The following is a 12,433-nucleotide window of genomic DNA, read 5'->3' on the forward strand; positions in this document are numbered from 1 at the left end:
ATGAAGCGGCTGATACATCTGGGCAAAAATGTCTGGAAGCTGATTGTATTATTTCTCCTCATTCTGATCACATTTTCTTATGCGATGTTCCAGGGCGGGTTTGTGAGCTGGTTCCTTTTTTACAGCTTCCTTCCTTTTGCCTTGTACGGCCTTGCTTTGTCCTTTTACTCAGTCGGCAGCTTCCGGGCTGACAGGGACCTTGCAAAGACGGATTATAATGCTGGAGAAAAGCTTAAGGTAAAAGTGACTTTGAAGCGGGACAACTCTTTCCCGCTGTTTTTTCTCATTGCCGAGGACTGCCTCAATGAGGCGCTGTCTTTTTCCTCAAAAGGAAATAAGGCAAAATCCTTTGTATTTCCCTGGTTCAAGCGGGAGGTTTCTTTTGAGTATGAAGTGGATGGACTGCCGCGCGGTGAGCATATCTTCGAGAATATCCGCCTGAAAACGGGCGATCCGATCGGTTTGGTTGAAAAAGAGAAGCTTGTGGAGCTGGAGGGCCGGATCATGGTGTACCCCGCTTATGAGGAGCTTATTTATAAGCCGGCCGACAACCATTATGACCAGGGGATGACTGCGTCGAAGGAACGGGTCCAGAGGGATACTTCCATGGCTGTCGGGATCCGGGAATACCAGCCCGGAGACCGTTTTTCCTGGATCAACTGGAAAGCGACCGCCAGGCGGAATGATATCATGACAAAGGAATTTGAACAGCGGAAATCGCATGATGTATATATTATGATGGATTGCGCACCTGACAGCAGGTTTGAGGGGGTTGTATCCTTTACAGCCTCTGTCATCAGAGGCATCCTCCGCAAGGGAGCCCAGACCGGCCTGATCACGATGGGCACGGAAAGGGCGGCTTTCCCTGTCAGGGGCGGAGAAGGACAGCAGCAGCACCTTTTTTACCACCTCGCTAAAGTGAAGGATGACTGCCCGGTTTCCTTTGACCGGGTGCTGGAAACGGAGAACTTCCTCGCCCAGCAGAATGTCTCGCTTATGCTGATCACGGCCCAGCTGACGAAGCGGCTGGTGGAAAAGGCAAGTTTCTATGCTTCCCACAAAAATGCCGTCACCATTTTTCTGCTGAAAAATGAACGTGAGTCTGCAGCCAAGGAGGAAATCGCACTCAGGGCTTCTGCCAATGCGCGCGGGGTCAGAGTCGTTCTTGTCCATGAAGGCCAATTTTCGGAGGCTTTTTCGGAGGTGAATAGAAGATGAGGGCAGATGAGAACAGACGCACCATGACTTCTGTCATATTATATATGTTCGGATTCCTGCTTCTGTGGGAGTGGATGCGCCCGCTTGAGCAGCTGACAGATACTTCTAACATCCTTGTGTTTATTGTGTTCATTATTCTTAGCCTTGTGATGTATTATTTTAACGTGAATATGGTGGTCAGCGGCTTTGTTAAGTGCCTGTATGTCCTGTATTCCCTGCATTATCTTTATTATGAGGGAGCTTTTTTTTCACCGGTATGGGTGCTGCCGTTTTTCATGGAAATCAAAGAGAATCTGGGCTTTGTTTCGGCAGCCGATTGGCCGGAGCTCACAGACTTGTTCAGGAGCCTTCTGTTCTTTGTGCTGATTTGGCTGATGACTTACCTGCTTCAATATTGGCTGATTAATAGAAGGCAGATCTTTATTTTCTTTTTTATGACACTGACCTATATTACGGTGCTGGATACCTTTACTCCATACCAGGCAGACGGCGCCATTGTCCGTACTGTTATCGCCGGTTTCGGTGTGATGGGGATCCTGACATTCCACAGGCTTATGGAGCGCGAGACAATCAGGAAAAAGAGGACTTTCTCGAGAAAATGGATGGCACCGCTTGCCGTGATGATTGCCCTGAGTGTGGCGGTCGGCCTTGCTGCCCCCAAGGCAGCGCCTATTTGGCCCGACCCTGTTCCGTATATAAAATCATATGGCCAGAACAGCGGAGACGGACCAGGCGGTTCAGTCGCGCGGGTAGGCTATGGAGTCGATGATTCCAGGCTTGGCGGGCCCTTCATCGGAGACAACCAGGTTGTTTTCCGGACTGAAGTGAAATCTCGCCACTACTGGAAGGTTGAAACGAAGGATGAGTACACAGGCAAAGGATGGCTTGCTTCCGAAGAAGGGGAAGAGCGCATTCCGTTCACTGAGGAAGATGAAGTGCCGATTTCCTCTTTTTCAGGAGAGGGGATGACAACCAATCCGGAAACTAGTTCAGTATATTTGTATCAATCATCTCCGCATATTGTATACCCGCTTGGTGTTGAGGGCATTCAGCCCAAAGGGGATGTGAGCTTTGAGCTTGATCCGGCGATTGAAAAAGTTTATGCTGTCCAGCCGATGCCCCTGAAGGAATATAGTGTGAGCTATGACGTGCCGAAATATAGTGTTACTGCACTCCAGGAGACCGGCGATGGCCAGAATCTGGACGGCAGTTTCCTGGAGAGGTATACTCAGCTGCCTGATAATCTCCCGGCAAGGGTTAAAGAGCTGGCAGAGGAGATAACGGTTAATGAATCAAGCTGGTTCGATAAAGCAAGAGCGGTTGAACGCTATTTCCGGATGTCCGGCTTTTCCTATGATCAGATGGATGTGGCCGTTCCCGGTGCCCGCGATGACTATGTGGATCAATTCTTATTTGATACAAAAAGAGGCTATTGCGATAATTTCTCTTCCTCAATGGCTGTTCTTGTGCGGAGCCTCGGCATTCCTGCAAGATGGGTGAAAGGCTATACAGAAGGAGAATATCAGGCAAGGGAAAGTGGAACAAGCAGGGTCTTTGAAGTGACGAATAACAATGCCCATTCATGGGTGGAGGTTTACTTCCCTGAAATTGGCTGGGTTCCATTTGAGCCGACACAAGGTTTTTCAAATAATGTGCAGTATTCCTATGACAGCCAGACAACAGACACTCCTGAAACAGATACAGAAGAAACGGCAGCCGAACCGAAAGAGGAGCCTGCTGCTCCTGAATCACCAGAGGGAAACAGCGATACGTCCTCTTCCTTTACGCTGGCTGACTTTGGTTTGAAAATAAAGGAATTCTTCGCTGGCTCATGGAAGCTGCTGGCTCTGATCTTACTGCTTCTTGCTGCGGCCGTTGCGGCTGCTTACCTGAAAAGATCCAAATGGCTTCCATCATATTTTATCTGGAAGTTCAGACGGATGAAAAAGAAGGATGACCGCTTTGCTTCAGCGTATCTGACGCTGCTCAAACAGCTTGAACGATACGGCCTGAAGAGGAAACAGGACCAGACGCTGAGGGAATATGCTGCTTATATCGATCATTTCTTCTCTACACAGGAAATGAGTAGGATCACTGCCCAGTATGAGAGGGTTCTGTACAGAGGCAGCCTTGAAGAAGGGCGCTGGGAAGAGATCAGGGAATTGTGGGAAAATTTAATTAAAAAGACAATAGCTTGACCAAAAAAATGACCTGTTGATACAATGTTCACGAGAATCATAATTTAATATGCACCTTCATATATCCTCGATAATACGGTTCGAAAGTCTCTACCAGGTCACCTTAAATGACTTGACTATGAAGGCAGGTCATTCTATATAGCGTTTTAGGGCATTTATGCTTAAAAACCGGAATTCTGCCTTCAGCGTATTTGCGGAGGAGAGTTCCGGTTTTTTGTGTTGTTTGGCGATTGCTGGACAGGCATGCGGCCTTTAAGCCTGCTGCCGAAGATAACCGGGTATATGAAGCTGAGAGAAGTAAAGCTGTTCCGGATTCTGGTTAAAGTAAGGTCCGGGAGAGCAGGATAAGAAAAAATAACATAACCGAGGTGGACAGATTTGACGGGGAAAACAGAACTGCAAAACCAGGAAATGATTGTCGTGCTAGACTTTGGCAGCCAGTACAATCAGCTGATAACTAGAAGGATCCGCGAGTTTGGGGTATACAGTGAGCTTCATCCCCATACCATCACGGCAGAAGAAATCAAGGAAATGAATCCAAGCGGCATCATCTTCTCTGGCGGCCCGAACAGTGTATACGGCGAAAATGCCTTCCGCTGCGATGAGAGGATTTTTGAGCTGGGCCTGCCTATTTTCGGCATCTGCTACGGAATGCAGCTGATGACCATGCACTTCGGAGGCAAAGTTGAGCGCGCAAAGCACCGAGAGTATGGAAAAGCTGTCCTGACACTTGAACATGAGTCCAAGCTTTTTGCCGGACTTCCGAATGAACAGACAGTCTGGATGAGTCACGGCGACCTTGTTACAGAAGCGCCTGAAGGTTTTATTGTTGATGGAATCAATCCTTCCTGCCCAATCGCTGCTATGAGCAATGAAGAGCGCGGGCTTTATGCGGTTCAATTCCACCCGGAAGTCCGTCACTCTGTATATGGAAATGATATACTGAAGAACTTTGTCTTTGGCGTCTGCGGATGTAAGGGCGAATGGTCAATGGAGAACTTTATTGAAATAGAGATAGAAAAGATCCGCCAGGCTGTCGGCAACAAGAAGGTTTTATGCGCGCTGAGCGGAGGGGTAGATTCCTCTGTTGTCGCTGTCCTCATCCATAAAGCGATCGGCGATCAGCTGACATGTATTTTTGTCGATCACGGACTTCTCCGGAAAGGTGAAGCGGAAAGTGTGATGAAGACCTTTTCTGAAGGCTTCCACATGAATGTTATTAAAGTTGACGCAAAAGACCGCTTCCTTAACAAGCTGAAGGGTGTCAGCGATCCGGAACAGAAAAGGAAAATCATCGGTAACGAATTCATTTATGTGTTTGATGATGAAGCCACTAAGCTTGAAGGAATTGAGTTCCTTGCCCAGGGCACTCTGTATACCGATATTATTGAAAGTGGTACAGCAACTGCGCAGACAATCAAGTCCCACCATAATGTCGGCGGGCTTCCTGAAGATATGCAGTTCAAGCTGATTGAGCCTTTGAATACTTTATTCAAGGATGAAGTCAGGGCGCTGGGCACTGAGCTTGGCATCCCGGATGAAGTCGTCTGGAGGCAGCCATTCCCTGGCCCGGGGCTCGGCATCCGTGTACTTGGAGAAATTTCAGACGAAAAGCTGGAAATTGTCCGTGAATCAGACGCCATTTTGCGGGACGAAATCAAAAAGGCAGGTCTTGACCGCGATATCTGGCAGTACTTCACGGTTCTTCCGGATATCCGCAGTGTAGGGGTCATGGGAGATGCCCGTACCTATGATTATACGATCGGGATCCGTGCAGTAACTTCCATTGATGGAATGACTTCAGACTGGGCAAGGGTCCCTTGGGATGTACTGGAGCTTATATCCACCAGGATCGTCAATGAAGTGGATCATATTAACCGCGTTGTTTATGATATCACAAGCAAGCCGCCTGCAACGATTGAGTGGGAATAAATACGAACGATTAAAAACGAACATTGAAAAATGTTCGTTTTTTTATTGACTGAAAATAGTGCTCCTGCTAAAATGAAGAAGAACTGAATATGTCGTATTACGTCGTATAATATCAGGGATATGGCCTGAAAGTTTCTACCGAGCTGCCGTAAATAGCTTGACTACGAGGTAAATGTTTATAGGGATATTTACTGAACTTATTTTCCATTTCCCCCTATAGGCAGGAACCTGTTGTCACGCTCCCGGAAACCGGCGGGCGTTTTTTATTTGGTTTTATACACTAGGGGGGAAAGTAATGAAAAAGTATTTCCAGTTTGAAGAGCTTGGCACGAATTACCGCCGCGAAATCATTGGCGGATTAACTACGTTTTTATCAATGGCCTATATCCTGGCCGTTAACCCGCTCACATTATCATTGCAGTCTGTTCCAGACCTTCCGGACAGCATGAGGATGGATCAGGGTGCAGTCTTTGTGGCGACAGCCCTTGCTGCTGCCATCGGGTCCATTTTAATGGGCCTGATTGCTAAATATCCGATCGGGCTTGCGCCGGGGATGGGCTTGAATGCCTTTTTCGCCTATACAGTCATATTGACAATGGGGATCTCCTGGCAGCATGCACTCGGCGGGGTGCTCATTTCCGGTCTGATTTTCATACTACTCACGCTTTCAGGCATCAGGGAAAAAATAATCAATGCCATTCCTGCTGAACTGAAGTTTGCAGTAGGAGCGGGAATCGGGCTGTTCATCGCCTTTATCGGGTTCCAGAACGCCGGGATCATTGTCAATGATGATGCCGTACTGCTCGGACTTGGCGATCTTTCAAATGGAAACGTCCTTTTGGCCATCTTCGGCATTGTTATTACGGTCATCCTTATGACTAAAGGCGTCAAAGGCGGTATCTTCATCGGGATGGCAGTGACTGCACTAGCCGGTATGATTTTTGGACTGATTAATGCTCCTGAAAATATCGTAGGCGCTGTACCAAGCCTCGAACCTACGTTCGGAGCTGCCTTTACGGCATTTGGCGACAGTTCATTCTTTACGACAGAGATGCTTGTCGTTGTTCTGACGTTCCTGTTCGTTGACTTCTTTGATACAGCAGGAACACTCGTCGCAGTCGCTAACCAGGCAGGTCTTATGAAGGGGAACATCCTGCCGCGCGCAGGCAAAGGGCTGCTTGCTGACTCTTGTGCCACTGTGGCGGGAGCCATACTTGGAACTTCAACAACAACATCTTATATTGAATCATCTGCTGGGGTGGCTGCCGGAGCCAGGACAGGATTCGCAGCAATTGTGACAGCTGCGTTCTTCCTGCTTTCACTGTTCTTCTTCCCGCTGCTTGATGTAATCACAGCGCCGGTTACAGCTCCGGCCCTGATCATTGTAGGTGTCCTGATGGTTTCATCGCTTGGGCAGATTGACTGGAAGAGATTCGAAATCGCCGTTCCAGCCTTCCTGACAATCATAGCCATGCCGCTCACATACAGCATTGCTACCGGGATTGCAATCGGCTTTATCTTTTATCCAATCACCATGATAGTAAAAGGAAAAGTCAAAGAGATTCACCCGATCATGTACTTCCTGTTTGCAGTGTTTGTCCTTTACTTTGTTTTCTTAAAATAATTTTGTGGGAGCCTCTTTTATGGAGGCTCTCTTTCTTTTGTAGAGGCTCTTTTCGCATAGGTTGTCGGCTCTGGGCAAGCCGCTTCCGCATTTCGATTGTCCAGCTCCGGGCGCTAGCCCCTCGAGTCTTAAGCCAAACAGATCAAAAGGTTAAAGAGCAAACCTTTCGCTCTGTTCGTCTTATGCTTGTCGGGGCTGGGCAAGCGCCCTCCGCTTTTCTATTTGTCCAGCTCCAGCGGCTAGAGCCTCGAGTCATAAGCCACGGCAGAATAAGGCAAAGAACGCCTTTTATTCTGCCGCGTCTTATGCTTGTCGGCTCTGGGCAAGCCGCTTCCGCTTTTCTATCTGTCCAGCTGCGGCTCCTAGGTGCTCGAGTCATAAGCCAATCAGGCCAGAAGGTTAAAGAACAACCTTCCGTCCTGCTTGTCTTATGCTTGTCGCACCTGAACAGTCGCCTCCGCTTTTCTTTTTATTGACTTCCGATTTTGTCTTTTATAACATGTAACTACTTGATGGAGACTGAAAAGAGGAAAGAGGATATGAAAACGCTTGAAGTGAAAAAGGCACTAAATAATAATGTACTGATCGGCCAACACCAGGAACACGGCGAGGTTGTCCTCATTGGGAAGGGGATTGGCTTCAGCCATAAGAAAGGTGATTTCATTGATGAAGCTTCTGTAGAAAAGCTCTTTATCCTGAAGAATGAAAAAGAGCAGGAAAACTATATCAAGCTTCTCCCGCATGTGGACAATGAACTGCTCGATGTTATCATTTCCTCTCTTGAACTGATCAAGCAGCGGACTAACTCGGAATTGAATGAGCATATCCATGTGGCGCTGACCGACCATTTGATGTTCGCTGTCAGCAGGCTGTCCATTGGCATGGAAATGCGAAATCCCTTCCTGATTGAAACGAAAGCGCTGTATCCTTTCGAGTATGAAGTAGCCAAGGATGTTGTCCAGCTGATTGGAGAAAGGGCGGGAGTGCACCTGCCTGAAGGGGAAGTTGGATTTATTGCCCTCCATATCCACAGTGCCGTCATGAACCGGAATCTTTCCGAGGTCAATCAGCACTCGCAGCTTGTGACCCATCTGGTAAATATGATTGAAGAGCAGCTTGATATAAAAATCGATAAAGAAAGCATAGATTATATGAGGCTTGTCCGGCATCTGAGGTTTACAATCGAGAGGGTACATACCGGCGAACAAGTGGAAGAGCCGGAAAAAATTGCAGACCTCTTGAAGTCAGAGTATCCTGTGTGTTACAATCTTTCCTGGAAGCTCATTAAAGTGATGCAGCAAGCGCTGCGAAAAAAAGTTTTTGATGCAGAAGCAGTGTATCTGACGATGCACCTGCAGAGGCTTCAAAAGAAAATCAAATAAATATCATAATTACGTGTTACTGATACGATCAGGCATGAGTGATTAGATAATTGAAAACAAGTTTTATGGGTAATATACACCTGTACAGCTTTTTTCGGTTATTTTTTCCTCATGCCTTTTTTGCTTTCTGCTTAATTGTGCTCAGTATTGGAAACGCTTTATGAGCTTATAAAAAAAGGAGGAATTCACATGTTTAAAAAAGCTTTTGGTGTCTTGCAAAAAGTCGGCAAGGCATTGATGCTTCCGGTAGCGCTCCTTCCGGCTGCAGGTATCCTGCTTGCCTTTGGTAATGCCCTGCAGAACCCTGCGCTGCTGGAATTAGCTCCATTCCTGGAAAATGGCGGAGTGGAAATGGTCGCTTCCGTTATGGAAAACGCCGGTAATATTGTATTCAGCAACCTTGCCCTCTTGTTTGCGGTCGGTGTTGCAGTCGGCCTTGCAGGCGGGGAAGGTGTAGCTGCCCTTGCTGCCATCATCGGTTACTTGATTATGAATGTAACGATGGGCACTGTATTGGGCATTGAAGCAAAAGACCTTGAAGGAAGTATGGAATATGCCAATGTCCTGGGAATACCGACTCTCCAGACGGGTGTATTCGGCGGTATTATTGTAGGTATTCTCGCTGCATCCATGTATAATAAATTCTTTGAAATTGAGCTTCCTTCCTATTTAGGATTCTTTGCAGGAAAGCGTTTTGTACCGATTGCGACAGCAGCGAGTGCAGTGGTCCTTGGGCTTTTGATGATTATCATCTGGCCTCCGATCCAGTCTGCACTTAACGCTTTTTCTCAAAACATGGTCCATGCCAACCTGACATTATCCGCATTTGTGTTTGGTGTCATTGAACGCTCGCTTATTCCTTTTGGCCTGCACCATATCTTCTACTCGCCATTCTGGTATGAGTTTGGACAATATACAACAAATGCAGGCGAATTGGTGCGCGGTGACCAAAGGATCTTCATGGCTGAAATCAAGGATCGTGTCCAGGATCTAACAGCTGGTACTTTCATGACTGGTAAATTCCCGTTCATGATGTTCGGTCTTCCGGCAGCTGCTCTGGCGATCTATCATGAAGCCCGTCCGGAACGAAAAGCAATTGTCGGAGGCCTGATGGCTTCTGCGGCTTTGACTTCATTCCTGACTGGTATTACTGAGCCGCTGGAATTCTCATTCCTGTTCGTAGCTCCTGTACTTTTCGGTATCCATGCCATTTTCGCCGGATTGTCCTTTATGACAATGCATCTTTTGAATGTAAAAATCGGTATGACCTTCTCTGGCGGTTTGATTGATTATATCCTGTTCGGTCTGATTAACCCTCAGACAAACGCATGGATTGTCATCCCGGTAGGTATTGTCTTTGCGGTTATCTACTACTTCGGCTTCCGCTTTGCGATCCGCAAGTTCAACCTTAAGACACCTGGACGCGAAGATGTAGAAGAAGAAGACGTTACTGAAGGTGAAAATAAAGGCGGAGATCTTCCGTACCAAATCCTTGAAGCAATGGGCGGACAAGGAAACATCTCTCATCTTGATGCATGTATCACACGCCTTCGTGTGTCTGTAAATGATATTAAAGATGTAGATAAAAACCGTTTGAAGAAGCTGGGGGCCTCCGGTGTCCTTGAAGTAGGCAACAATATTCAAGCAATCTTCGGCCCTAGATCTGAAACGATTAAAGGCCAAATGAAGGATATTATGACCGGCAAAAAACCGCGTCCGGTGGAAAAAGCTCCTGAAAAGGGTGTTGAGCAGCAAATCGAGGAAGTAAATCCAGAAGCGCTGCAGACAGAGCATAAAGGAGAAGATATTTTTGTTTCTCCTATAAAAGGAGAAATCAAGCCTATTACAGATGTTCCAGATGCAGTGTTCTCCGGAAAAATGATGGGCGATGGTTTCGCAATCGTTCCAAGTGAAGGTACGATCGTTTCTCCGGTTGACGGCAAGATAGTCAATTTGTTCCCGACAAAACACGCCCTGGGTCTCCTGTCAGATTCCGGCCGCGAAATACTGATCCATGTCGGCATTGATACAGTCAACTTGAAAGGCAAAGGCTTTGAAACACTTGTCAAAGAAAATGACAGAGTGGAAAAAGGGCAGCCTCTCTTAAAGGTCGACCTGAACTTTGTAAAAGAAAATGCACCATCTATCATGACGCCGATTGTATTTACTAATTTGGCTGAAGGTGAAACGGTTGTTATTAATAAAACCGGCAGTGTAGATATAAAAGAAGAAGATATTATTACAATTAAGAAATAATCTTCTATATATAAAGGTATTGTAGGTCCGGCCGCAGACAGCGGCCGGCCTTTTTTTTAATGAGTAAAATCTATGAATAAAAACATAGATTACGGTGTTGACTCATATGCAGGTTCGGTGTTAATATAGGTGAGCAGTCGTTTTCGGCAAAAGCTTTCAACCTTAGTTGTTTTAAAAAAGTTGTTGACGAGGGCTGTGGGAAATGTTATTCTAATATAGTTGCTCCGAGAGAGTGACTGAGATCGTCCTTTGAAAACTGAACGAACAAAAACGTCAACGTTAATCTTAATTTTTTTATCAGAGCTAAATCTTACTCTTATATGGAGAGTTTGATCCTGGCTCAGGACGAACGCTGGCGGCGTGCCTAATACATGCAAGTCGAGCGGACGGATGGGAGCTTGCTCCCTGAAGTCAGCGGCGGACGGGTGAGTAACACGTGGGCAACCTGCCTGTAAGACTGGGATAACTTCGGGAAACCGGAGCTAATACCGGATAATGCATTTCCCCTCATGGGGATATGCTGAAAGATGGTTTCGGCTATCACTTACAGATGGGCCCGCGGCGCATTAGCTAGTTGGTGAGGTAACGGCTCACCAAGGCAACGATGCGTAGCCGACCTGAGAGGGTGATCGGCCACACTGGGACTGAGACACGGCCCAGACTCCTACGGGAGGCAGCAGTAGGGAATCTTCCGCAATGGACGAAAGTCTGACGGAGCAACGCCGCGTGAGTGATGAAGGTTTTCGGATCGTAAAACTCTGTTGTCAGGGAAGAACAAGTGCCGGAGTAACTGCCGGCACCTTGACGGTACCTGACCAGAAAGCCACGGCTAACTACGTGCCAGCAGCCGCGGTAATACGTAGGTGGCAAGCGTTGTCCGGAATTATTGGGCGTAAAGCGCGCGCAGGCGGTCTCTTAAGTCTGATGTGAAAGCCCACGGCTCAACCGTGGAGGGTCATTGGAAACTGGGGGACTTGAGTGCAGAAGAGGAAAGTGGAATTCCACGTGTAGCGGTGAAATGCGTAGAGATGTGGAGGAACACCAGTGGCGAAGGCGACTTTCTGGTCTGTAACTGACGCTGAGGCGCGAAAGCGTGGGGAGCAAACAGGATTAGATACCCTGGTAGTCCACGCCGTAAACGATGAGTGCTAAGTGTTAGAGGGTTTCCGCCCTTTAGTGCTGCAGCTAACGCATTAAGCACTCCGCCTGGGGAGTACGGCCGCAAGGCTGAAACTCAAAGGAATTGACGGGGGCCCGCACAAGCGGTGGAGCATGTGGTTTAATTCGAAGCAACGCGAAGAACCTTACCAGGTCTTGACATCTCCTGACAACCCTAGAGATAGGGCGTTCCCCTTCGGGGGACAGGATGACAGGTGGTGCATGGTTGTCGTCAGCTCGTGTCGTGAGATGTTGGGTTAAGTCCCGCAACGAGCGCAACCCTTGATCTTAGTTGCCAGCATTCAGTTGGGCACTCTAAGGTGACTGCCGGTGACAAACCGGAGGAAGGTGGGGATGACGTCAAATCATCATGCCCCTTATGACCTGGGCTACACACGTGCTACAATGGATGGTACAAAGGGCTGCGAGACCGCGAGGTTAAGCGAATCCCATAAAACCATTCTCAGTTCGGATTGCAGGCTGCAACTCGCCTGCATGAAGCTGGAATCGCTAGTAATCGCGGATCAGCATGCCGCGGTGAATACGTTCCCGGGCCTTGTACACACCGCCCGTCACACCACGAGAGTTTGTAACACCCGAAGTCGGTGGGGTAACCTTTTGGAGCCAGCCGCCTAAGGTGGGACAGATGATTGGGGTGAAGTCGT

At 47.7% G+C, this 12,433-nt stretch carries 6 protein-coding genes, 1 rRNA gene and 2 riboswitches (1 of these 9 running past the window's edge); all 7 genes read left to right on the forward strand.

Going from position 1 to position 12,433, the window contains the following annotated elements; translation table 11 throughout:
• Complete coding sequence (locus tag AC4E8B_RS01980) at nucleotides 1-1,218, forward strand: DUF58 domain-containing protein (RefSeq protein ID WP_490216699.1); 1,218 nt, start codon at nucleotides 1-3, stop codon at nucleotides 1,216-1,218.
• The gene (locus AC4E8B_RS01985; RefSeq protein ID WP_490216701.1) at nucleotides 1,215-3,416 is read left to right on the forward strand and encodes a transglutaminaseTgpA domain-containing protein; all 2,202 of its coding nucleotides are present in this window, start codon (nucleotides 1,215-1,217) and stop codon (nucleotides 3,414-3,416) included. The genes AC4E8B_RS01980 and AC4E8B_RS01985 overlap by 4 nt, the downstream gene beginning before the upstream one ends.
• Nucleotides 3,417-3,453: 37 nt before the next feature.
• Nucleotides 3,454-3,555: riboswitch (purine riboswitch) on the forward strand.
• A gap of 272 nt (nucleotides 3,556-3,827) precedes the next feature.
• Nucleotides 3,828-5,348 carry a glutamine-hydrolyzing GMP synthase gene (gene guaA, locus AC4E8B_RS01990; RefSeq protein ID WP_490219454.1) on the forward strand — a complete coding sequence of 507 codons (1,521 nt, stop codon included), beginning with the start codon at nucleotides 3,828-3,830 and terminating at the stop codon, nucleotides 5,346-5,348.
• A gap of 82 nt (nucleotides 5,349-5,430) precedes the next feature.
• A riboswitch (purine riboswitch) is annotated at nucleotides 5,431-5,532 on the forward strand.
• A 111-nt stretch (nucleotides 5,533-5,643) separates the two neighbouring features.
• Nucleotides 5,644-6,972, forward strand: coding sequence for an NCS2 family permease (locus AC4E8B_RS01995; protein WP_490216702.1), 1,329 nt, complete (start codon nucleotides 5,644-5,646; stop codon nucleotides 6,970-6,972).
• Nucleotides 6,973-7,511: 539 nt separating this feature from the next.
• Nucleotides 7,512-8,354 carry a glucose PTS transporter transcription antiterminator GlcT gene (gene glcT / locus AC4E8B_RS02000; protein WP_490216704.1) on the forward strand — a complete coding sequence of 281 codons (843 nt, stop codon included), beginning with the start codon at nucleotides 7,512-7,514 and terminating at the stop codon, nucleotides 8,352-8,354.
• Between the two features lie 189 nt (nucleotides 8,355-8,543).
• Nucleotides 8,544-10,610 carry a glucose-specific PTS transporter subunit IIBC gene (ptsG, locus tag AC4E8B_RS02005; protein WP_490216705.1) on the forward strand — a complete coding sequence of 689 codons (2,067 nt, stop codon included), beginning with the start codon at nucleotides 8,544-8,546 and terminating at the stop codon, nucleotides 10,608-10,610.
• A 317-nt stretch (nucleotides 10,611-10,927) separates the two neighbouring features.
• Nucleotides 10,928-12,433: ribosomal RNA gene (locus tag AC4E8B_RS02010) — 16S ribosomal RNA — on the forward strand; it runs 44 nt beyond the window's last position.

The sequence above is a fragment of the Bacillus sp. SRL543 genome (genome assembly GCF_984799205.1).

What these genes read in the sequence shown, in the direction of transcription:
- AC4E8B_RS01980 (WP_490216699.1), top strand. Translation starts at nt 1, where the DNA reads ATGAAGCGGCTGATACATCTGGGCAAAAATGTCTGGAAGCTGATTGTA.
- ptsG (WP_490216705.1), top strand. Translation starts at nt 8,544, where the DNA reads ATGTTTAAAAAAGCTTTTGGTGTCTTGCAAAAAGTCGGCAAGGCATTG.
- glcT (WP_490216704.1), top strand. Translation starts at nt 7,512, where the DNA reads ATGAAAACGCTTGAAGTGAAAAAGGCACTAAATAATAATGTACTGATC.
- AC4E8B_RS01985 (WP_490216701.1), top strand. Translation starts at nt 1,215, where the DNA reads ATGAGGGCAGATGAGAACAGACGCACCATGACTTCTGTCATATTATAT.
- guaA (WP_490219454.1), top strand. Translation starts at nt 3,828, where the DNA reads ATGATTGTCGTGCTAGACTTTGGCAGCCAGTACAATCAGCTGATAACT.
- AC4E8B_RS01995 (WP_490216702.1), top strand. Translation starts at nt 5,644, where the DNA reads ATGAAAAAGTATTTCCAGTTTGAAGAGCTTGGCACGAATTACCGCCGC.